This window comes from Lactiplantibacillus songbeiensis (genome assembly GCF_005405125.1).
Classification (GTDB): Bacteria; Bacillota; Bacilli; order Lactobacillales; family Lactobacillaceae; genus Lactiplantibacillus; species Lactiplantibacillus songbeiensis.
In genome coordinates this window covers 21,769-44,683 of the sequence record NZ_BJDL01000019.1, presented here as the reverse complement: position 1 = coordinate 44,683, position 22,915 = coordinate 21,769, and the positions used below count along the sequence as shown (strand labels likewise).

The window sequence follows — 22,915 nt, the reverse complement described above, 5'->3', positions numbered from 1 at the left end:
AGGATTATTAGATGGAAAAAGAACGGATCGACGTCTTATTAGTACAACAGGGGTTATTTGACACACGCGAGAAAGCCAAGCGGGCAGTAATGGCTGGTGAAATCTTAGGGGTCAATGAAGAACGGCTGGATAAGCCGGGTGTGAAGATTCCAGTCACGACTGAATTACATTTAAAAGGCAAGCCGATGCCGTACGTCTCACGGGGCGGCTTGAAGTTAGAGAAAGCGTTAAAGAGTTTTGAGATTGACGTTAGTGATCGTATTGTGTTGGACATTGGCTCTTCCACGGGCGGTTTCACCGATGTGATGTTACAAAATGGGGCGCAAATGAGCTATGCGCTAGATGTCGGTAGCAATCAACTTGTTTGGAAGCTGCGGCAAGACCCACGCGTTGAAGTCATGGAACATACGAACTTCCGTTACAGCAAGTTAGCGGACTTTACGCGTGGCCAACCAAGTTTTGCGTCCATTGACGTGTCTTTCATTTCGCTGCATCTCATCTTACCGCCATTACATGCGATTATTGAAAACGGTGGTGAAGTGGTCGCGTTGATTAAGCCACAATTCGAAGCTGGTCGTGAAAATGTCGGCAAACATGGGATTGTACGTGACCACAGTGTGCATACTGGCGTTTTAACGGATATTGTGACCTTCGCCCAAACGGCCGGTTATAACGTCTTAGGGTTGGATTATTCACCAATCAAGGGTGGCGAAGGCAATATTGAATTCTTGATTCATTTGCAAGCGACTGACCAGACTGCGACGATTGCGCCGACAGTTTCGATCGAACAGACCCAACAAAATGCTTACGATCAATTGAATAAGTAAGCGATTTTAAAACGAGCCTTTCATATTTATGCATAATAGCTTATCATATGACTATAAAGTTATCAGAAAGACTCCGGGGGTGATCGGTTTGAAGAAGCAAGAACGCCAACGCTATATTAAACGATTGTTAAGTTCAAACGAAATTGAACGACAAGAAGACTTTGTCAGATTATTACGTGCCGAGAATATTGATGTCACGCAGGCCACAATTTCGCGAGATATTAAAGACATGCAACTGGTCAAAGTGCCCTCGGTGACGGGCGGCTACCATTATAGTATGCCGGTCCAAAAGAAGATGGATACGGAAAAGAAGTTGCGGCGGACGTTAAAGGATGCTTACGTGTCTTATGCGACGCAAGATAAATTCGTGTTGATCAAGGTTTTACCTGGAAACGGACCCGCGTTAGCGTCGTTGATTGAAGCGATGCACTATGACAATGTCTTTGGGACGTTAGGCGATGATGATACTGTATTAATCATCGGCAAGTCGCTGGATGCCACCTTGGATTTACAACAAACGCTTCAGCGACTATTAAGCGATAACTAAGGTTGACTGGATGGTTATCACAGACCTGCGCACAGTTTCTGTGGCGGGTCGTTTTTTTTAGGGAGGAATCGCGGTGTTACAAGAACTTTCAATTACTAATTTTGCTATTATTGAACATTTAGATATTGCCTTTGAAAATGGGATGACCGTTCTGACTGGGGAGACGGGGGCCGGTAAGTCAATTATTATTGATGCGGTCGGGTTATTAGCTGGTGGTCGCGGGTCACAAGAATTCATCCGGACGGGCGCCGATAAAGCGGTCTTACAAGGGATGTTTATTCTGCCAGCTGATGGCGTGACTGCGCAGTTGCTCGATGAAGCGGGGATTGATCACGCGGACAATACCGTGATCTTGCAGCGCGAGATTGCCAAAAGTGGTCGTAATACTTGTCGAATTAACGGCATGCTAGTCAACACCACCACGTTAAAACGGATTGGCGAGACCATCGTCGATATTCATGGTCAAAATGAGCACCAAGAACTGATGCAACCAGATAAACACTTAGGGCTGTTAGATGAATTTGCGGCTGGCAAGATTCGCAAACTGAAAACCAAATATCGGCAACAATATGAAGATTATCAACAGTTAAATCAAGAACTGCGTCAAAAAAACGCGAATGAAAAAGAATGGGCTCAGCGCTTAGACATGCTGAACTTCCAAGTGGAAGAGATTTCAGCAGCTCAAGTGCGGGTTGGTGAAGAAGCTGAATTAACGGCCGAACGCGATCGCTTAGACAACTATCAAACGATTAACCAAGCCTTGCGGCAAAGCTATACCTTATTAGCTGATGGGGAAGAAACGCCGGGGGCAGTCGATACAGTTGGGACGGCGATGAATGCGCTTGAGACAATTGCCAACTTAGACCCCGCCTTTAACGAAATTACAGTGAATGTTAAAAATGCCTTTTATGCGTTACAAGATGCGGCGGGTCAGATCTCGAATCAATTAGACTTGCAAGAATTTGACGAAGGGCGCTTAGATGAGATTGAACAACGGCTAGATGTCTTAGGCCAACTGAAACGTAAGTATGGTGATTCTGAGCAGCAGGTCTTGGATTACTACAAGAAAATCTCAGCTGAACTAGCAAAGATGACGGATTCGGAAGAAAATAGTGAAGGCCTGTCACAACGGGTTGCCGAGAAAAAGGATGCCTTGTTAGCGACTGGTCGGCAATTATCAGATAAGCGGCGAACTTGTGCCAAGACATTACAACGCCAAATTCATCAAGAATTAAAAGATTTATATATGGATAAAGCCGTCTTTGAAGTTCGTTTTAAGCCAACGAAGGGGCAAATTTTTCGCAGTGGTTTAGATAGTGTCGAATTCTACATCCAGACCAACCCCGGTGAACGGATGCGACCATTAGCGAAGATTGCTTCAGGTGGGGAATTGTCGCGGATGATGCTGGCTTTGAAGACGATCTTCTCAGAATCACAAGGGATTACCAGTATTATCTTTGATGAAGTTGACACTGGGGTCAGTGGGCGTGTGGCCCAGGCAATTGCTGAAAAAATTAGTGGGATTGCCCGATTCTCACAAGTATTATGTATCACTCATTTGCCACAAGTAGCGGCGATGAGCGATCATCATTACTTTATCGCCAAGAAGATTACGGGTCAGCGGACCAAGACCAGCGTCACGAAGATGGATCAAAAGTCACGGGTTCAAGAATTAGCCCGGATGCTAGCTGGGACCAAAGTGACCAAGTTATCGCTGGAACATGCGGAAGAACTGTTACGGCTGGCTGGCGAAGAAAAAGCTGAATAATGTCCGTCTAACGTGATAGAGCCTGAGATTTTTCATGCAGGCTCTTTTTGGCGTCTAATTAGGTTTTCGACGTTGAAAAATAATGATAAATATAATGATTGTATGACGAGTTGTTTGCAATTAGGTTTCAGTATAAGTTATCATTTAATGTGTAATGCTTTAAATTAGTAATTTATAATAATAAAAAGATTGGAGTGATGAGGTTGTTTCTGACAATGGAACATTTGAACAAAACTTATCCCGGTGGCAAAGTTGCTGTCGAAGATTTTAATTTGGAAATCGAAAAAGGTGAATTTGTCTGCTTCATCGGAACGTCTGGTTCAGGGAAAACGACTACGATGCGAATGATTAATCGGATGTTGAGTCAGACTTCGGGGACAATTAAGCTCGAGGGTCAAGATATTGGCCAGATGGACCCCGTTAAGTTACGGCGCAAGATTGGTTACGTCATTCAAAATATTGGTTTGATGCCACATATGACGATTCGCGACAATATTACGATGGTACCGAAATTATTAAAGTGGCCCCAAGATAAGATGAATGAACGGGCTAAAGAAATGATTAAGTTAGTTGAATTGCCAGAAGATTACTTGGATCGTTATCCATCCGAACTATCTGGTGGGCAACAACAACGGATCGGGGTTGTCCGGGCCTTAGCCGCTAATCAGGACTTAGTCTTAATGGATGAACCTTTTGGGGCGTTGGACCCAATTACCCGCGAAGCCTTGCAAGACTTAGTTAAAGATTTGCAAGAACGACTTGGCAAGACCTTCGTCTTTGTCACTCATGATATGGATGAAGCGTTGAAATTATCCACGCGGATTGTCGTCATGGACGGCGGTAAGATTATGCAAGTGGATACACCCGATGGTATCTTACGGCATCCCGCTAACGAATTCGTTGAGAATCTGATTGGGAAAGACCGCTTGATTCAAGCCCGTCCAAGTATCACGACGGTTGGACAAGTCATGTTAAAGAGTCCAATCGCAACCACTCCTGGTAAGTCTTTAACAGCGGCCTTACGGTTAATGCATGACAAGCGGGTCGATTCACTCTTAGTGACCGATGAAGCTGGTATTCTTAAGGGCATGATTGGGATTGAAGATGTGGATTACAGCTTTAATTCCGCCACCAGTGTGGATGATATTATGAAACGTGATATCTTCTATGTTCAGTCAAACTCGTTGATTCGGGATACGGTTGAACGGATCTTGAAACGCGGGTTTAAGAATATTCCGGTTGTAGATGATCAACATCGTTTAGTTGGGATTGTCACCCGGGCGACCTTGGTCGATATTGTTTATGATGCCCTTTGGGGTGACGAAGAAGAAGATGAAGAATCCGATAACATTCATCACGGAGAGGATACCACCAAGGCTAAAGCCAATGATCAGACTGGCGCTGAAGGCGGTGATCAGCAATGATCACGTTCTTACAAACATACGGCACACAACTGCTGATGAAGACATGGCAACATATCTACATCTCAGCGATTGCGTTGGCGTTAGGGATTATTGTGGCGGTCCCGCTGGGCATTTTGTTAACACGCGTTAAAAAGATTGCTAATGTCGTGATGGCAATTGCCAGTATGCTACAGACGATTCCCGCAATGGCCTTATTAGCCCTAATGATTCCGTTTTTCGGGATTGGCGCCATTCCAGCCATTGTGGCGTTGTTCATCTATTCATTGTTACCCATTTTACGGAATACGTATCTGGGGATGGAAGATGTCGAACCGTCGCTGATTGATGCGGCCAAAGGGATGGGACTGACCGGGTGGCAATCCATTATTAAAGTGGAAGTGCCAATGGCTGCTCCGGTGATCATGTCCGGGATTCGTTTGTCCGCGACCTATGTAATTGCTTGGGCCGCTCTGGCGTCTTATATTGGTGCTGGTGGTTTAGGGGACTTTATTTTCAATGGTTTAAACTTGTATCGGACTGATTTGATTTTGGGCGGTTCGATTCCCGTGATTATTTTAGCGTTAATTGTTGATTGGTTATTGGGTAAATTAGAAGCCGTTGTTACCCCACGGACGTCACAGGCGTAAGGAGGGAAACGACATGCGAAAGATTAAAAAATGGATTTTAGGTGCCGTTGCCACGGTTGCCAGTGTCTTTGTCTTAGCGGGATGTGGCTTTCCAGGCTTAGCCGGTACGTCATCAGATACGGTACGGATTGCCTCACAAAACACGACGGAACAACAGATTATGGCCTATATGATCCAAGATATGATTCAGCACTATTCTAAGCTGAATACGACTATTATTAACAACTTGGGTTCTGGGACGGTTAGTTTCAATGCACTGAAGAGTAAGCAAGCTGATATCTCTGCGATTCGGTATACCGGGACTGACTTATCCACGATTTTAGGTGAAAAAGTCGACCGGGCCCACATCAAGGAAACTGACCAAAAAGTTAAAGATCAGTTTAATACCAAATATCAAATGCACTACTTCCCATCATATGGATTTGCGGATACGTATGCCTTTATGGTGACGAAGCAAACGGCCAAAAAGTACAACTTGAAAACGGTTAGTGATATGAAGAAAGTTGCGTCTAAGTTAACGGTCGGGTTGGATCAAACTTGGTTGGAACGAAAAGGTGACGGATACGATGCCTTTCAAACGCTGTATGGTTACCAGTTCGGTAAGACTTATCCGATGCAGATTGGGTTAGTCTATGATGCTTTGGAATCCGGTAAGATGGATGCCATTCTGGGTTATTCGACGGATGGCCGGATTGGGAGTTATGATCTGACAATCTTAAAAGATAATAAGAATTTCTTCCCACCATACAATGCTAGTGCTGTTGCGACGAATGCCATCTTGAAGCAGCATCCGCAATTAAAGCCGATCTTATCACGATTGAACGGTAAGATTAGCTTGAAGACGATGCAAAACTTGAATTATCAAGTCGATAATGACTTGGTCGAACCTGAAGTCGTTGCTAAGCAATTTCTTGAACAACACAACTATTTTGAAGGGAGTGACAAATAATGGCTCATATGAACATGCTGCAACAATTGATTTACTATTATCAACAAAACGGCGCGTACGTCTTAAGTCAATTTGCTCGTCACTTCTTGATTTCAATCTACGGGGTGCTTTTTGCGGCGATTATCGGGATTCCAATTGGGATCTTTATTGCGCATCATAGTCGGTTGAGTGCGACAGTGATTGCGATTGCAAACGTCATTCAGACGGTGCCATCGCTGGCGATGCTATCTATCATTATGATTGGCTTAGGATTAGGCGTTAATACCGTTATTGTGACGGTCTTCTTGTACGCCTTACTGCCAATCATTAAGAATACCTATACTGGGATGCAAAATGTCAGTCCGACAATCTTGGATTCTGGTAAAGGGATGGGCATGACCCGTTGGCAGATTTTACGGATCGTGGAATTACCTTTGTCCTTATCCGTTATCATGGCGGGGTTGCGGAACGCGTTAGTGTTAGCGATTGGGATTACCGCAATCGGAACCTTCGTGGGTGCCGGTGGATTAGGTGATATCATTATTCGTGGGACCAATGCGACGGACGGTGGCGCCATTATCTTAGCCGGGGCTTTACCAACGGCGTTGATGGCGATCATCTCCGACTTGATCTTAGGTTGGATCGAAAAGAAAGCTGATCCAACTCAGAAATAAAAGTTATAAAAAAAGATTGATTTACAGGCGTCAATTCTAACTCATTCAGGGAAGCTAGTTGAACTGTAACATCAATCTTTTTGTTTGCATCAAAAACACCAGTTCAATCGGCAAGGTTTGATTGAAGCTGATCACATCTTTTGATGCAAGGAATTATGAAGTTTTAAGCCCGTTGTAAATAACGGATTTGATCTAAGTTAATTAAATGGGTCAGGTGCTTTTCACGGTTGATTAACACGAGTTGTCCGGACGATAGGGTCTTTAAGACCCCATGAATATTGTAGGGGTGCGTTTGCGTTAAGGCTGGCTGCATTTGCAACATGACTTGATAATGCCGTTGCTGCGCTTGCTCCAAAAACAATGTCCGTTGAAAGGCGGGCATTTGCGGAAGCAAGGGCGCATTGGCTGCAGCAGCGGTCGTAATCTCGTCGAAAATTTGACGATACGACGTTTGGAAATTCTTAGAAATAGTTTGTAGACGCGTTTGTTTATTTTGCATATTAGCCACCTCGAACATTTGTTTGTGTTTTTATTATACGAACGAACGTTCTGAAAAGCAAGCAATATTTTCCGTTTTCGACTAAAAGTTTTTCGTCAGCATAGCGAAAAATGGTGGCAGGCCTAATAACACTTGCAATTACGCGGTAAAAAGTGCAAAATAATCTTTAAAACATATTTAATAAGGGGAATTTGCGATTATGGCGAAACAAGGCATGTTAATCGTCTTATCAGGTCCCTCTGGTGTCGGTAAAGGTACCGTCCGGAAGGAAATTTTTGACTCAGATGATAATGATTTTCAATATTCAGTCTCGATGACAACGCGGCACATGCGGCCGGGTGAAGTTGATGGAAAGGACTACTATTTTGTCTCCAAAGATGAATTTGAGGATGAAATCAAGAGTGGCGGTATGCTGGAATACGCCAAGTATGTTGACAACTACTACGGAACGCCCTTAAAATATATTAAGCAGTCTTTAGCAGCTGGCAAAGACGTTTTCTTAGAAATCGAAGTTAACGGTGCGATGCAAGTGCGTGAAAAGATGCCGGACGGGGTCTTTATCTTCTTAACGCCTCCAGACCTCATGGAATTAAAGCACCGCATTATTGGTCGTGGGACTGATGATATGGCCGTTATCAATAAGCGAATGGCCAAAGCGGTTGGTGAAATTAAGATGATGCGTAACTATGATTACGCGGTGGTAAATGATGAAGTTCCTTTGGCTGCTGAACGGATCAAAGCGATTATTCGCAGTGAACGTTTCAGTGTCAAACGAGTGATGCCAGAGTATGAAGAAATGTTAGGAGATGCAGAATCTTGATCTTATATCCATCAGTTGATGATTTATTAAAGCAAGTTAATTCTCGTTACTCATTGATCATGTTAGCTAGCAAGCGTGCCCATGAATTGGACGCTGGCGCGGCTCCCATGTTAAGTGAATACAAGTCTGTTAAGACGATTGGTCGGGCTTTGGAAGAAATCGCTGCGGGCGACTTAATGATTGACCCGGACGAAACCGATAAAGACTAGGATGACCAAGAGCGTCGAGGCCGTGTGCCTTGGCGCTTTTTTTCTGTCATCGGTCTTGACGCTTCACGTGACTGTTGATTCTTGATACAATTAACATACGCGTGTTTAAAAATTATTCATAAGTGTTGTTATTGTCGCTCCAGTCGGCTCAGCTAGTTAACTGGTAGTTAATTAATGATGTTTGAATGGGTTGTCATACAGTTATATATAGGTACGATTGGTATTAATTAAATTTGTCGTCTACCAGTTGTTTTCTAAGATACTGGAACGCTACGGCTGAGCATTTTAGGAACTAATCTCTCGGATAAACTACTGAGTTAAAAATAGCTAATCATTAAGTTTATTAATACCTGTTAATTAACGTCGGGAGGTCCCAAATTGGCTTAGTGGTGGCGTTTATCTTAGTCGTGGTTTTCAACTTAGATAAAGCCCGACTTTCGAGACTGCACTATGGCTCGAAAACGTGGCCACCGTGTTCCAGCTGATTCTGGGCCGACCAGAGTGGCAAAACAAAAAAAAAAAATTATCAGTCGTCTAAACATGACTGAAAAAGGGTGTGATTGGTGTGAGTATTTGGCAAGATCAACATGTGACAGTGGTTGTGAGTGGTGGGATTGCGAGTTATAAAGCCATTTATTTAGTTCGGCAATTGATGAAACAAGGTGCCACAGTGCGGGTAGCGATGACAGCAAATGCGACTGAATTTGTGACGCCGTTGACCTTTCAAACGTTAACGCAACAACCGGTGTTTAGCGATGAGTTTACCATGCAAGATCCTAAGCATGTCGGGCATGTTGCTTTAGCCGACTGGACGGACTTAATGATTATGGTACCGGCCACGGCTAATTTGATCGCCAAAGTCGCTAACGGGATTGCCGACGATGCGGCCACGACAACGATTCTGGCTACTACGGCACCCAAATTCGTGGTGCCAGCGATGAACTCACATATGTATGCCAATCCAGCGACCCAACGCAACTTAGCCCAGTTACAAGCCGATGGGTTACGTGTATTGACACCGGCTACCGGAATGTTAGCAGAAGGTTATGTTGGCCGTGGGCGGATGCCAGAACCGACTGAGATCGTTGATTGGATGACCCAAATCTTAATCGACCAGCAAACGGATTTGCCGCTACATGGCAAAAAAGTTTTAGTTACTGCGGGTGGGACGCGTGAGATGATCGATCCCGTGCGCTATATTTCTAACCGGTCTTCCGGTAAGATGGGCTACGCGATTGCGACGGCGGCTCGTGAATTAGGGGCCACCGTGACCTTGATCAGTACACCAACAGCTTTAACGCGGCCATCCGGGGTAAAATATATTGAAGTCTTATCAGCGGAAGAACTGTTAACCCAGGTGACGGCAAAATTTGCGGCTACCGACTTATTAGTTATGGCCGCGGCGGTTTCAGATTATCGACCCGTCCAAGCGGTGGATCAAAAAATTAAGAAACAACCTGGTCAAACTGGTTTGACGTTAGAATTAACGGAAACATCGGATATTTTAAAATTGCTAGCGACCCAAAAAACGCATCAATTTGTGGTCGGCTTTGCGGCTGAAACCCAACATTTATTAGCGAATGCCGAAAAGAAATTGGCTGAAAAGAAACTGGATATGTTAGTTGCTAACGATGTGTCGCAACCGGGCGTGGGCTTTAATGGGGATACCAATCAGGTCACCTTATTAACGCCGAACAGTACGCCGGTGACGACCAATTTATTATCGAAAACTGAGATTGCCCACAGTGTCTTGACCGCGGCGATTAATCGCGGTGCCTAGATCAATGTGGGGTTAAGAGAGGAAGTTGACGGTGGCACAAATTGCACAAGTTTTGGTCGATGTGCCAACGATGCAAACCAATCGACCGTATAGTTATCGTATTCCAGCGGCTTGGCGCTCACAAGTCCAGCCCGGAATGCGGGTAGTGGTGCCATTTGGCCGTGGTAAACGCCGTGTTCAAGGGTTCGTCTTGGCTTGTAATGATGCCGATGAAACGGCCTATGATGGTGAGCTAAAGGCCATCGATACCGTGGTCGACCTAGCACCAGTCTTGAATCCTGAAGCGTTAGCACTGTCCAAATGGTTAGCTGATAGTACTTTTTCATTTCAAATTACCTGTGCGCAGACGATGCTACCAGCCGTGATGCGTGCCAAGTATGTGAAACTATTAAGAACGACGGCGACCACGCCCGCGGACATTCAAACGACGATTTTTCATGGTCAATCGAGTGTCCCGTTTGATGACGTGGCCACGACACCCGCACAAGTGAGTGACTTGTTACGTTTGCAGGCTGCCGGGGCCGTAGAAGTTTATTTTCAAGTTAAAAATCAAGCCCGGCATAAAACGGTGGTTGGCATCACGGCCGTCTTGGATCAAGCCGAGTTAGTTGAAGCTGAAAAGACGGTCCGGGCTGGTGCTGCGAAGCAAGTGGCTTTATTAAAAGGGTTGCAGACGCTTAACGGTGAAACGTTGGCGCAAAAAAAGTTCAGTGATCAATTTGGTGTCAGTGAAGCTGTTATTCGGACGGGTGAACAAAAAGGGTGGCTGAAAAAGACGCCAATCGAAGTTTATCGTGATCCGTATGCGACCGCTGATATTAAGGCGACCAAGTCACTGAAGCTTAATGATGAACAACAAGTCGCTGTGGATCAGATTGTGGCTGCCGTTCAAAAGTCCGCCAAGACCACCTTTTTACTTGAAGGGGTCACTGGTAGCGGGAAGACTGAGGTTTACTTACAGTCGATTGCGGCAGCATTGGCTCAAGGTAAGACGGCGCTGATGCTGGTACCAGAAATCTCGCTGACACCACAGATGGTCCAACGGGTCAAAGGCCGGTTCGGTAAAGCCGTAGCAGTCCTGCACAGTGGCTTGTCTAGTGGTGAGAAGTATGACGAATGGCGCCGTATCAAGCGTCAGGAAGCCCAAGTGGTCGTTGGCGCGCGGTCAGCGGTCTTTGCCCCCTTAACTAATCTGGGCTTGATTATTATGGATGAAGAACATGAAAGTAGTTATAAACAAGACGATGCGCCACGGTATCATGCCCGGCAAGTAGCTTTGTGGCGCAGTCAGTATCATGATTGCCCGGTCGTTTTAGGCTCAGCGACGCCGTCATTAGAGACTCGGGCACGAGCAGAAAAGGGCGTGTATCAGCGGTTACTGTTGGCTGATCGGGTCAATCAACGGCCATTACCAAAAGTCTCCATTATTGATATGAAGACCGAGCTGCAAAAGCACGCTGAGAGTAACTTTTCCCAAGCACTATTAGTGGCGTTACAAGATCGGTTGGATCGCCACGAACAGAGTGTTTTAATGCTGAATCGGCGTGGTTATTCGTCTTTTGTACTGTGTCGGGATTGCGGGTTTGTCTTGAAATGTCCCAACTGTGATATTTCGCTGACCTTGCATATGGATACACATACGATGAAGTGCCATTATTGTGGCCATGAAGAAGCAATTCCGCGGATTTGTCCGAACTGTCACAGTCACCAGATCCGTTACTATGGTACTGGGACGGAAAAAGTCGAAGAAGAGTTGCGGGATTTGTTACCGGATGCTCGGATTATTCGGATGGATAATGATACAACCCGTAAGAAGGGCGCTCATGCCCGCTTATTGTCACAATTTGGCAGTGGTGAAGCTGATATTCTAATCGGTACGCAGATGATTGCTAAAGGGTTGGACTTTCCTAATGTGACCTTAGTGGGGGTCTTGAACGCCGATACGGCCTTGGGGTTGCCTGACTTTCGGGCTAGCGAGCGCACCTTTCAACTGTTAACACAAGTTAGTGGTCGGGCTGGCCGAGCTGAAAAGAGCGGCCATGTCTATATTCAGACCTTTAACCCAGACCACTATGCGATTCGGTTTGCCCAGCACCATGATTATGAAGGTTTCTTTAAGTATGAGATGCGGATGCGTCATCAAGGCGGCTATCCGCCATACTATTTTACGGTTCAAATTACTGCGAGCGACTTAGATGAAGCCGTCGCCGCTAAACGTATGTACCAGTTATTACAGTGGCTTAAACCGCAATTAACCCCATCAACGCAAATCTTGGGTCCAACACCGAAGCCGATTGCGCGGGTTAATCGCCGCTACTACTATCAAATCGTCATTAAATACAAGCGCGAGCCGAATCTGGCCGCGACGTTAACCACGCTATTGCACGAGACCCAGGTCCAACAACGACAAGGGTTGCAAATTGCGATTGACGTCGAACCCTTGCATTTTATGTAATTGGAGGAAATCAAATTGACATCCATTGTCTTTATGGGTACGCCCGCATTTGCGGCGCCTATTTTAACGAGTTTAATTGAAACCGGGTACGACGTAAAAGCCGTTGTAACCCAACCAGACCGCAAAGTCGGTCGAAAACATATCTTAACCGCTTCACCAGTCAAACAAGTGGCGGTTGCGCATGACATTACGGTCTTGCAGCCGGAAAAAATCGGTGGCAGTCCGGAAATGCAACAAATCATCGACTTGCAGCCGGATCTAATCGTGACGGCCGCCTTTGGTCAATTCTTACCAACCAAGTTACTGAAAGCTGCTAAGATTGGGGCCGTTAACGTACATGGCTCATTATTACCGAAATATCGGGGTGGCGCGCCAGTTCAGTACTCAATCATGAATGGCGAAGCCGAAACCGGGATTACGATCATTTATATGGTCAAAAAGATGGATGCTGGTGATATGTTGGCGCAACAAGCGATTCCAATCGAAGCTAACGATGATACAGGTACGATGTTTGACAAGTTGAGTCTCGTCGGCCGTGATTTATTGCTCGAAACGTTACCTAAATTGATTGCTGGCGAGATTGAAGCTACACCACAAGCGGAAGACCAAGTGACGTTTGCGCCAACTATCAAGCCGGAACAAGAACAATTGGACTTCTTTAACCAGACAGCTGCCCAGATTGATGACCAAGTTCGCGGGTTACGGCCAGCCCCAATTGCCTATGCGATGCTAGATGGTAAGCGGACTAAGTTCTGGCAAGTCACCCCGTTAACTGAAACGGTGACGCAAGCGCCTGGTCAAGTTGTCCGCAAGACCAAGCATGAATTAGTGATTGCGGCGGCTCATCAGACCGCGCTGTCAGTGCAGGAATTGCAGCCAGCTGGGAAACCTAAGATGACCATCACGGCCTTTTTAAATGGTGCCGTGGATAAATTTAATACTGGAGAGCAGGTAATTACAAAATGAGTGAAGTCGGCAATAGTGCCCGTTGGTTAGCGGTTTCAGCGTTAGCAAAGATCAAAGACGGTGCGTATTCAAATCTACAATTAAATCAATTAATTAATCAACATTCCATGGATCGACGGGATATTAACTTATTAACGAACATGGTCTACGGGGTGATTCAACATCGCTTGACCTTGGAATACTGGTTAAAGCCGTTTGTACGCCATCCACATCAACTCGATCCCTGGGTGCATGAATTACTTTTGAGTGCACTCTACCAATGGCAATATTTGGATAAGATTCCTAAGCGCGCTGTCTTCAATGAAACGATTGAAATCGCGAAGGTGAAAGGCCATCCTGGGATTCGTCGGTTTGTGACCGGGGTCTTACACGAAATGGATCGGCGTGGTTTGCCCGACTTTAGTGCCATCGAAAATCCTGATGAACGGCTAAGCATCACCTATAGTATGCCAATCTGGTTGATCGAAGAATTACGGCGCCAATTAGGGGCCGACAAGATGCAACAATTGATTGCGTCCTTGAATCAACCGGCTAAACAATCATTGCGGGTCAATACGGCCATGACCGATGTTGCTGGCGTGACGACCGTATTGACTGACGAAGGCTTAGACGTTGAAGCTAGTCAAGTTTCACCAGTGGGGATTATTGTTAATGAAGGTCAAGCCATCAATACCAGTGCCATGAAGTATGGAATGTTTACGATTCAAGACGAAAGTGCGCAATTGGTGGTGCCGGCCTTGAATGTTCAACCAAATGACTTGGTCTTGGATGCTTGTGCTGCCCCTGGTGGGAAGACGACCCAAATTGCGGCTAATTTAGATGTTGATCAGGGTGGTCAAGTGGTTGCCTTAGATATTCATGCGCCCAAGGTTCGACTGATCGGTAAGAATGCGGCCCGTATGAACGTCGCTGATCGGGTTGCCGCCACCGAATTGGATGCCCGCAAGGCCGAAGCTGAGTTTGGCGAAGCCCACTTTGACAAGATCTTGGTCGATGCACCTTGTTCTGGTTTAGGCCTAATTCGCCGGAAACCAGAAATTCGGTACGAGAAGTCGTTACAAGATAGTTTGAACTTACAAAAAGTCCAATTATCAATTTTAACGGCTGTGGCCCCAACCTTGAAAAAAGGTGGTATCATGACGTATAGCACTTGTACCATTCTCGAACAAGAAAACCAACAGGTGGTTAAAGCTTTCTTAGCTGATCACCCAGACTTTGAACTAGTTAAAACACCGACTGCTAATCAGTTAAAAGCAGATCGGACTGACAAGACGTTATCGATCTATCCGGATGACTACTTGTCAGATGGCTTCTTTATTGCTTGTTTACGAAAAAAATAATAGTGGAGCGTGGATAAACCGTGGATTTTGCATACCGGTCTGATATCGGCCAACAACGCAAAGAAAATGAAGATTACGTCGGGGTTTTTAAAAACACCGCGGGGATTAATTTTGCCATTGTTGCGGATGGCATCGGTGGTCATCAAGGTGGTGATGTGGCGTCAGAAATGGCGGTCTCACACATGGGCTATCGGTTTGAAAATACAACCTTTAGCGACCCAACGGATGCCGTTAAATGGTTAGCCGCCGAAGTTCAAGATGAAAATCAGCATATTATTGAAAAGGCGCGTGAGTTTTCAGATTTAAATGGCATGGGGACGACGATGGTCGCAGCCTTGATGTTTAATGATGAATTCTTGATGGCCAATATTGGCGACAGTCGGGGGTATTTATTCCGCGATGGTCAGTTGCAACAATTGACGGAAGATCACTCGTTAGTTAACGAACTGGTGAAGCGAGGGGAAATCTCCGCTGAGCAAGCGCGTCAACATCCACAAAAAAATATCATTACGCGAACGCTCGGAATTTCGCCGGACGCCGATATTGATACGAATCTGTATAAAATGGCTCCGGGTGACCAGTTACTTTTATGTTCAGATGGATTAACAAACATGGTCACTGATCAGCAGTTAACAACAGTCTTACAATCGGATCAACCAGCTGCTGACAAGTGTGCCACCTTGATTAAACTGGCGAATTCAGCTGGCGGTTACGACAATATCACGGCCTTGATTGTGGCTGTGGATGGTGAGGTGGCCAGTAAATGACACCCAACTACACACTTAGCGGACGGTATCGCATTATCCGGTCTTTAGGTGAAGGTGGTATGGCGAATGTTTACTTGGCGCATGACTTAATATTGGACCGTGATGTGGCGGTGAAGCTACTGCGACTAGACTTGCGTGATGATCCGAAGACCATCAAGCGGTTTCAGCGTGAAGCCCTCGCCACCACGGAGCTCGTCCACCCGCACATCGTGAGTTTATATGATGTCGGCGAAGAAAATGGGATGCAGTACTTGGTGATGGAGTACGTCAAAGGGATGGACTTGAAGAATTACATCAAGGAACGCTTCCCGTTGCCGCTCCAGCAAGTCATTGACATCATGGAACAAATATTAAGTGCGGTCGCCACGGCGCATGCGCATAACATTATTCATCGCGATTTAAAACCGCAAAACATTTTAATTGATGAAAATGGCAATGCTAAAATTACGGACTTTGGGATTGCTGTTGCCTTATCTGAACATACGATGACCCAAACGAATACGATCTTAGGGTCCGTGCACTATTTATCGCCGGAACAAGCCCGTGGTAGCATGGCTACCAAGCAATCTGATATTTATTCACTGGGCATTATTTTATATGAAATGTTGACCGGGTCAGTGCCCTTTAAAGGGGAAACGGCCGTCTCAATTGCCTTAAAGCACTTTCAAAGTGAGATGCCATCGGTCCGCGACTACGACAGTCAAATTCCGCAAGCGTTAGAAAACGTGGTGTTACAAGCCACCGCGAAAGACCCGCGGGATCGTTATGCCACGGTGGAAGATATGGCTAATGACCTTTTGACCACGTTGTCTAATCTGCGAACCGGTGAAAAACGGTTTGAACCTAAAGACTTTGGCAATGATGAGACGAAGATCATGCCGAGTGCCCAGATTGCAGCCGCAATTGATGCGCATCGGCAGGCTGAAGCGACTCAGGCGATGCCTAAGTTGTCTTCACAAGCAGCAACGACACCGACTGAGCCGGAACCAACGTCGGCTGATGAGGCGCCACTACCCAAACGTTCATGGTCCAAACGCCATCCGTTTCGGCGTAAACTATTGATTATCGGGGCAATTGTATTGCTATTGTTGGGCGCTTTGGGTGTTGGCTTAGAACTCAGTCGGCCCAAAGAAACCACGGTGCCACGTGTTTCAGGCCTGACGCAGGCATCTGCGGCGAAGTTATTAGCTAAGCATCATTTGTCAGTTGGCACGGTCAAACGCGTCAAAAGTAATCGCGTGGCCAAAAACCATGTAATTAAAAGTTTGCCAGGGGCCCAGTCAACGGTGCAAGAACGGTCGCGAATTAATCTGACACTCAGTAATGGATCGAAAAAAATTAGTTTTGGCAACTATGTCAATGAGACTTATGCCGAAGTTAAACGTGATCTGGAAGCAGATGGCTTTACGGTCAAAGAACGGTTTAGTACGTCGTCGATTGCGACCGGCCAAATCATTAGCCAAGACGTCGTCGCCAATAGTCAAGTCTTGCCTAGCAAAACGACCGTGACCTTTACGGTGAGTTCCGGTAGTCGCTTAGTGACGTTGAAAGATTTAACCGGTGAAAGCCGTAGTGATATTTTGGACTATGCGCATAGTAATCGATTGAACGTTGACTTTAAACGGGGCTATTCGGACGAACAAAAAGCGGGCTACTCGTACTCACAATCGCCAGAAGGTGGGACTGAGGTGCGAGCTGGCGCGACGATTACGGTCAATATGTCCAAGGGTAATCGGCCGACAAGTAGTACGCCGACGAAGAGCTTTTATGTCAAAACGACGGTCCCTTATCAGACCTTGACCACGGCGACGTCACAATCAAACGATGTCAAAGTGTATATTCAAGATGATAGTCATCTGATTTCGTCACTATATCGCGATCTTACCATTACGCGGGATACGCGCCTAAGTATTCCATTCCAGTTATCTGGTAAACAAATCGGCCAATACCGGATTGTTTGCAACGGAACGGTGGTTGATGAGAATCTAAAGGTTACTAATAAAGATGCTGCAAATTAATGAATCACTAAAAAAGTCATGCTTCGGCATGACTTTTTTAGATTAACTTTGGTACAATAGGTTATAAAGTTAAAAGTGGACCGTACCAAATAAAAAATAAGGTGGTGCTAGTTTGAAAATTGGACAAATTCGCCAATCCCTGAGCGGCTTTTACGACGTGTATGCGGATGGCCAACTCTATCGGACCCGGGCGCGAGGAAATTTCCGGAAGCGTCGGATTACGCCATTAGTGGGTGATCAAGTTGAGTTTGATAGTACAACGCCTCAAGAGGGCTATATTTTAAAAGTGTTAGCGCGTGAGACCGAACTGGTACGGCCGCCAGTCGCTAATGTTGATTTGGCTATCGTGGTGACGGCCACGACCGAACAAGAATTTTCAACTAACTTGCTTGATCGGCAATTAGTGGCCTTAGAAGTGGCTGGGATTCAACCAGTCATTTACATGGCCAAGACTGATTTACTCAGCGATGCCGTGTACGCCCAGCGTGCAACCTTGGCCGCCGCGTATGCAGCCATTGGGTATCAAGTCGTCATGGACCGCGCCGCATTTGCACCTAGTGCGATGACCGCCATTAAACAGGCATTGGCGGGTCACGTTGCCGTGGTTATGGGTCAGACCGGGGCTGGTAAATCGACCCTGTTGAATCATTTACGGCCCGGCCTGGACTTAGCGACTGGTGAAATCTCACAGGCTTTAAACCGTGGGAAACATACGACCCGGAAGATTAGCTTGATTGAGATTGCTGATGGGTTAGTGGCGGATACACCAGGATTTTCATCTTATGAAGTCTTTGATATCGCCGCTAACGAACTGACGCATTATTTCCCAGAATACGTCCGCCTAAGTGCTGATTGTAAGTACCGGGGCTGTGTGCATATTAATGAACCAAAGTGTGCGGTTAAAGCCGCTTTGGCAGCTGGTGAACTCCTGCAGTCACGTTACGATGATTATTTACAATTCTATGAAACGATTAAAAATAAAAAAGTGATTTATAACAAGAAAAAGTAATTTAAAAAGTGAGTGAAGACTAATGATAAAAATTGCCCCTTCAATTCTAAGTGCTGATTTTGCTAACTTGCAACGTGATGTTGAGCTGGTTGACCGAGCAGGCGTCGATGCCTTGCACATTGATATCATGGATGGTCAATTTGTGCCTAATTTATCTTTTGGGATGAGCATGGTGGCGGCGTTACGCCCAGTGACTTCCTTACCATTAGATTGTCATTTAATGATTGTTGAACCGGAACGGTTTGTCCAACAGTTTGCCCAAGCTGGCGCAGACTTGATTGGGGTACATGTTGAAAGTACGCACCATATTTATCACGTGTTACAGTTAATCCGCCAGGCTGGTGCTAAAGCCGAAGTTGTGGTTAATCCGGGAACGCCAATTAGTCAGATTGTGGATTTGTTGCCACTAGTCGATCAAGTACTAGTGATGACGGTTAATCCTGGCTTTGGTGGTCAACACTTCTTAACACCAATGTTGAAAAAGATTCAAGCCCTCGAACAATTAAAGCAACAAGGCGGTTATGACTTTGACATCGAGGTCGATGGTGGCATTAACGAAAAGACGGCCAAATTATGTTATGATGCGGGTGCAACCGTGGCTGTGGCCGGATCTTATATTTATGACAGCCCAGAACCAGAACAACGGATTCAAGATTTAAAGGTGGCAACGAACTAATGACGACAACGGTTAGATTGTTAGTCGGGGGACCAACTACGAGTTGGCCAACGAATCTAGCCCAGTTACCCGGTCCTTGGGTGGGGGCAGATCGTGGTGCGTTGCGATTAGTGAAATTAGGTATTCAGCCGACGATTGCGGTCGGGGACTTTGATTCGATCGATGCCGGCGAATTAGCCACGGTTAAGCAGGCCTTAACGGGCACGGTCGTGGTTAAACCAGACCAAGATCAAACTGATACGCAATTAGCAGTTAAGACGATTTTTAACCGGTTACAACCCGATGAACTCGTGATTTATGGCGCCACGGGTGGTCGACTGGATCATTTGTTAGCGAATCTATGGTTAGTGTTAGATCCAAAATTTCGGGATTGGGCGCCTAAAATAAAATTGGTTGATTTGCAAAATACGGTGCAGTTCTTTTTACCAGGGGACTATACGCTGAAAAAAGAGGCCAATAAAAAGTATTTGGCGTTTGTACCGATGTTACCGACGCACTTAACGTTGCGTGATGCTAAGTATCAACTACACGAAGCCTATAATGACTATCCAATCTCGTGGGCCAGCAATGAATTTGTGGGCACCACGAGTCACTTTAGCTTTGATCAAGGCGTCGTTGCCGTGATTCAGAGTTGTGATGCGAAAAAATAGTTAAAATTAAAAATGATTGGTAATGTTGGGCACTTTTTCAGTTCCTAGTCATTACTGATCATTTTTATTTTGAAGGCGTTGACCTAATTTGGGTAATCAGCGTGCGCTTAGTGCTAGTTAGCTTAAATTGCCACTCTGGTTGGGCCAGAATCGGCAGGCAGAAATTTTAACTAGCACCAAGTGTAATCAGCATGAATTAAATCAAAAACGACCCGCTGATTTTAAAAAATCAACGGGTCGTTTTCTAAAGTTTATAAAAAGTTGGGACTGAATGCTGGAATTTGGGTAACAAAAAACGCCACGCGCAAAATTTTTGCGGTGCCGCTTTGTTGCGCTAAACGCGCGTTACTTTACCTGATTTCAAAGTCCGAGCTGAAACCCAAACCTTCTTTGGTTTACCATCAACTAAAATGCGAACTTTTTGCAAGTTAGCTTTCCAGCTGCGGCGGCTGTGGTTCAAAGCATGAGAACGCGAGTTACCAAAGTGCGTCCGTTTGCCTGTAACGAAGTCTTTTGCCATGTTGATCTGCCTCCTTCGGTAATCATTGATAAAAGGTCGATGCTTTATCATTCACTAGAATAATTTATCATAGATTAATAAAGGTTGCAATACATTTCTATCAAGTAATTTTACTTTACTGCTAAATTCGGTCATTTCGGGCTTTCATACGGCAGGCGCTTAATTTTTCTTTCGTTGGTTGTTGTGCTATGATAAACTATCGTAAATGAAGGCGTTAAAACAAGGAGGCTATTTTCATGGCTGTCAAAATCAAAACGCAATTTGGCACAATCGATATTGATAACGATGTGATTGCAACGGTAGTTGGCGGGGCGGCAACGGATAATTACGGGGTCGTCGGTATGGCTAGTCGTAACCAAATTCGCGATAACTTAAATGAAATTTTACGCCGCGAAAACTTTGCACGAGGTGTGGTTGTCCGGCAAGAAGATAATGGGGTGGCGATTGAAGTCAACATTATCGTGAGCTATGGGACCAAAATCTCAGAAGTTTCCCGGAACGTGCAAGCCAAGGTCAAATATAACTTACAAAACATGCTTGGCGTTGCGGCCAATTCGGTCAACGTCATTGTCCAAGGTGTTCGGGTAATGAACGACTAATCGAAATTGGTGTGAGCCAAGGAGGAATTTTGAAATTGAAAATCACCAAGATAACGAATCTTGAATTCGGCAAGATGGTGCAGGCGGCTTCACAGAAGCTGAACCAACGCGCTGAATTTATTAATTCTCTAAACGTATTCCCAGTGCCAGATGGTGATACTGGGACCAATATGAGTTTATCAATGGCGAGTGGCGCGAAGTATGAACGCGACGAAACCAGTACCAAAGTTGGCGACTTAGCGTCAGCCTTAGCTAAAGGACTGTTGATGGGTGCGCGGGGTAATTCCGGCGTTATTTTATCCCAGATTTTCCGGGGGTTTTCTAAAAATGTCGCTGGTAAGGAGACTTTAGATGCCAACGATTTAGCGGAAGCCTTCGCTGCAGGTGCTCAGACGGCCTACAAAGCCGTTATGAAGCCAACTGAAGGAACTATCTTAACTGTGATTCGGAAAGCTGCTGGTGCCGGTAAAGATGCCGCTAAGCAGACGGATGATATTTGCGTAGTCATGACTGAAGTGGTTACCGCTGCGGAAGCTGCTTTGAAGTCAACGCCAGACTTGTTACCCGTTTTGAAACAAGTTGGGGTCGTGGATTCTGGTGGACAAGGGTTAACCTTTGTCTTAGAAGCCTTTAGTGACGCCTTAAGTGGGAAAGTCGATGAATCGACGGACTACAAGCCAGACGATGCTGAGATGGATTCAATGATTGATGCGGCTCATCATCAGAGTGTGCAAGGTAAGCTAGATCCGAATGATATTAAGTATGGTTACTGTACTGAAATCATGGTTCGAATCGGTGATGGTAAATTAGTTGATCAAAAATTCGACTATGATACGTTCTATGATTACTTAGCTAAATTGGGTGATTCCTTACTCGTGATTAACGATGATGAAATCGTTAAAGTTCATGTGCATACGGAACATCCTGGTGATGTGATGACTTGGGGCCAACGCTTTGGGGCTTTGATTAAAGTCAAAGTTGATAACATGCGGCTGCAACAAGAAACCATCATGGAACATGATGAAACGGAACAAGCGGCAGCCGTAACGGCACCAGCTGAACCCAAACCAGATATGCACGGTTATGCGATTGTGTCGATTTCATCTGGCGACGGGATTGGTAAGTTGTTCCAAGGCCTTGGGGTCACGGATATTATTGCTGGTGGTCAAACGATGAATCCTAGTACCGCGGATATCGTTAAAGCGGTAAATGCTAGTGGCGCGGACAAGGCGTTAGTTTTGCCAAACAATAAAAACATCTTCTTAGCTGCAGAACAAGCCGCGGAAGTTGCGGATATTCCAGTTAAAATCGTGCATAGCAAGACGATTTCGCAAGGGATGACTGCCATGTTGGCATTTAATCCAGAAGCCGACTTAGCTGATAACCAAGCTGAAATGGAAGATACGTTGGATACAGTGGTTAGTGGTCAAGTGACGCATGCCGTGCGTGATACGACGATTGATGGCTTGGAAATTCATAAGGACGATTTCATGGGCTTAGTTGATGGTAAGATTGTGGTGACCGATGCTGATCGGCAAACAACAACCATTGAGATGGTCAAACAGATGCTCGATGAAGATAGTGAATTAGTCACGATCTTTTATGGTGCGGATGCGACTAAAGCAGATGCTGACAAGTTAGCGTCTGCCGTGGAAGCCTTGGATGATGAATTAGAGATTGAAATTCATGAAGGTGACCAACCTGTCTATCCATTCTTGATTTCGGTCGAATAACGCGCTTAACTGATTTAGTCAATAAAACAGTCAAAAATGGTCGGTAATACTTGGGGCAGCCCAAGCTATTACCGACCATT

The 22,915-nt window shown here is 45.5% G+C and carries 22 protein-coding genes; 20 read left to right on the top strand and 2 right to left on the bottom strand.

What is annotated here, in order from left to right:
• Nucleotides 1-11: 11 nt before the first annotated feature.
• The 7 genes from FFM77_RS07800 (at nucleotide 12) to FFM77_RS07770 (ending at nucleotide 6,794) form a co-directional block, all read left to right on the top strand.
• A complete protein-coding gene (locus tag FFM77_RS07800) occupies nucleotides 12-827 on the top strand; it encodes a TlyA family RNA methyltransferase (RefSeq protein ID WP_137635211.1) in 816 nt (271 codons plus the stop codon).
• 88 nt (nucleotides 828-915) lie between these two features.
• Nucleotides 916-1,374, top strand: a complete 459-nt coding sequence (locus FFM77_RS07795) for an arginine repressor (protein WP_137635210.1) — start codon at nucleotides 916-918, stop codon at nucleotides 1,372-1,374.
• 73 nt (nucleotides 1,375-1,447) lie between these two features.
• The gene (gene recN, locus FFM77_RS07790; RefSeq protein WP_137635209.1) at nucleotides 1,448-3,142 is read left to right on the top strand and encodes a DNA repair protein RecN; all 1,695 of its coding nucleotides are present in this window, start codon (nucleotides 1,448-1,450) and stop codon (nucleotides 3,140-3,142) included.
• Between the two features lie 215 nt (nucleotides 3,143-3,357).
• A complete protein-coding gene (locus FFM77_RS07785) occupies nucleotides 3,358-4,566 on the top strand; it encodes a betaine/proline/choline family ABC transporter ATP-binding protein (protein ID WP_171001581.1) in 1,209 nt (402 codons plus the stop codon).
• Complete coding sequence (locus tag FFM77_RS07780; protein WP_137635207.1) at nucleotides 4,563-5,192, top strand: ABC transporter permease; 630 nt, start codon at nucleotides 4,563-4,565, stop codon at nucleotides 5,190-5,192. The genes FFM77_RS07785 and FFM77_RS07780 overlap by 4 nt, the downstream gene beginning before the upstream one ends.
• Nucleotides 5,193-5,205: 13 nt before the next feature.
• Nucleotides 5,206-6,141: an osmoprotectant ABC transporter substrate-binding protein gene (locus tag FFM77_RS07775; protein WP_137635206.1), complete on the top strand. Its 936-nt coding sequence runs from the start codon at nucleotides 5,206-5,208 to the stop codon at nucleotides 6,139-6,141.
• The gene (locus FFM77_RS07770; protein ID WP_137635205.1) at nucleotides 6,141-6,794 is read left to right on the top strand and encodes an ABC transporter permease; all 654 of its coding nucleotides are present in this window, start codon (nucleotides 6,141-6,143) and stop codon (nucleotides 6,792-6,794) included. The genes FFM77_RS07775 and FFM77_RS07770 overlap by 1 nt, the downstream gene beginning before the upstream one ends.
• A gap of 163 nt (nucleotides 6,795-6,957) precedes the next feature.
• On the opposite strand, the gene FFM77_RS07765 is transcribed toward FFM77_RS07770, so the two are convergent.
• A complete protein-coding gene (locus tag FFM77_RS07765; RefSeq protein WP_137635204.1) occupies nucleotides 6,958-7,293 on the bottom strand; it encodes a hypothetical protein in 336 nt (111 codons plus the stop codon).
• A gap of 199 nt (nucleotides 7,294-7,492) precedes the next feature.
• Between FFM77_RS07765 and gmk the strand changes: the two genes are divergently transcribed.
• The 11 genes from gmk (at nucleotide 7,493) to FFM77_RS07710 (ending at nucleotide 19,983) form a co-directional block, all read left to right on the top strand.
• The gene (gene gmk, locus FFM77_RS07760; protein ID WP_137635203.1) at nucleotides 7,493-8,113 is read left to right on the top strand and encodes a guanylate kinase; all 621 of its coding nucleotides are present in this window, start codon (nucleotides 7,493-7,495) and stop codon (nucleotides 8,111-8,113) included.
• A complete protein-coding gene (gene rpoZ, locus FFM77_RS07755; protein WP_105448330.1) occupies nucleotides 8,110-8,322 on the top strand; it encodes a DNA-directed RNA polymerase subunit omega in 213 nt (70 codons plus the stop codon). The genes gmk and rpoZ overlap by 4 nt, the downstream gene beginning before the upstream one ends.
• Before the next feature lie 565 nt (nucleotides 8,323-8,887).
• Nucleotides 8,888-10,102 carry a bifunctional phosphopantothenoylcysteine decarboxylase/phosphopantothenate--cysteine ligase CoaBC gene (gene coaBC / locus FFM77_RS07750; protein WP_137635202.1) on the top strand — a complete coding sequence of 405 codons (1,215 nt, stop codon included), beginning with the start codon at nucleotides 8,888-8,890 and terminating at the stop codon, nucleotides 10,100-10,102.
• Between the two features lie 31 nt (nucleotides 10,103-10,133).
• Nucleotides 10,134-12,557, top strand: coding sequence for a primosomal protein N' (gene priA, locus FFM77_RS07745; protein ID WP_137635201.1), 2,424 nt, complete (start codon nucleotides 10,134-10,136; stop codon nucleotides 12,555-12,557).
• A gap of 15 nt (nucleotides 12,558-12,572) precedes the next feature.
• Complete coding sequence (gene fmt, locus FFM77_RS07740; protein WP_137635200.1) at nucleotides 12,573-13,523, top strand: methionyl-tRNA formyltransferase; 951 nt, start codon at nucleotides 12,573-12,575, stop codon at nucleotides 13,521-13,523.
• Nucleotides 13,520-14,863, top strand: coding sequence for a 16S rRNA (cytosine(967)-C(5))-methyltransferase RsmB (gene rsmB, locus FFM77_RS07735; RefSeq protein WP_137635199.1), 1,344 nt, complete (start codon nucleotides 13,520-13,522; stop codon nucleotides 14,861-14,863). The genes fmt and rsmB overlap by 4 nt, the downstream gene beginning before the upstream one ends.
• Before the next feature lie 20 nt (nucleotides 14,864-14,883).
• Nucleotides 14,884-15,630 (top strand): Stp1/IreP family PP2C-type Ser/Thr phosphatase, encoded by a 747-nt coding sequence (locus FFM77_RS07730; protein WP_137635198.1) that lies wholly within the window; start codon nucleotides 14,884-14,886, stop codon nucleotides 15,628-15,630.
• The gene (gene pknB / locus FFM77_RS07725) at nucleotides 15,627-17,648 is read left to right on the top strand and encodes a Stk1 family PASTA domain-containing Ser/Thr kinase (protein WP_137635197.1); all 2,022 of its coding nucleotides are present in this window, start codon (nucleotides 15,627-15,629) and stop codon (nucleotides 17,646-17,648) included. Before FFM77_RS07730 ends, pknB begins: the two co-directional genes overlap by 4 nt.
• Before the next feature lie 112 nt (nucleotides 17,649-17,760).
• Entirely contained in the window at nucleotides 17,761-18,657 is an 897-nt protein-coding gene (gene rsgA, locus FFM77_RS07720) for a ribosome small subunit-dependent GTPase A (RefSeq protein WP_137635196.1), read from the top strand.
• Nucleotides 18,658-18,679: 22 nt separating this feature from the next.
• Nucleotides 18,680-19,333: a ribulose-phosphate 3-epimerase gene (gene rpe / locus FFM77_RS07715; RefSeq protein ID WP_137635195.1), complete on the top strand. Its 654-nt coding sequence runs from the start codon at nucleotides 18,680-18,682 to the stop codon at nucleotides 19,331-19,333.
• Nucleotides 19,333-19,983 carry a thiamine diphosphokinase gene (locus tag FFM77_RS07710; protein WP_137635194.1) on the top strand — a complete coding sequence of 217 codons (651 nt, stop codon included), beginning with the start codon at nucleotides 19,333-19,335 and terminating at the stop codon, nucleotides 19,981-19,983. The genes rpe and FFM77_RS07710 overlap by 1 nt, the downstream gene beginning before the upstream one ends.
• A 334-nt stretch (nucleotides 19,984-20,317) precedes the next feature.
• Here FFM77_RS07710 and rpmB read toward each other — a convergent pair whose 3' ends face one another.
• A complete protein-coding gene (rpmB, locus tag FFM77_RS07705) occupies nucleotides 20,318-20,503 on the bottom strand; it encodes a 50S ribosomal protein L28 (protein WP_137607503.1) in 186 nt (61 codons plus the stop codon).
• Nucleotides 20,504-20,739: 236 nt separating this feature from the next.
• Here rpmB and FFM77_RS07700 point away from each other — a divergent pair, with 236 nt between their 5' ends.
• Both FFM77_RS07700 and FFM77_RS07695 read left to right on the top strand, forming a co-directional pair.
• The gene (locus FFM77_RS07700; protein WP_105448342.1) at nucleotides 20,740-21,102 is read left to right on the top strand and encodes an Asp23/Gls24 family envelope stress response protein; all 363 of its coding nucleotides are present in this window, start codon (nucleotides 20,740-20,742) and stop codon (nucleotides 21,100-21,102) included.
• Nucleotides 21,103-21,137: 35 nt separating this feature from the next.
• A complete protein-coding gene (locus FFM77_RS07695) occupies nucleotides 21,138-22,835 on the top strand; it encodes a DAK2 domain-containing protein (RefSeq protein ID WP_137635193.1) in 1,698 nt (565 codons plus the stop codon).
• Nucleotides 22,836-22,915: the final 80 nt, after the last annotated feature.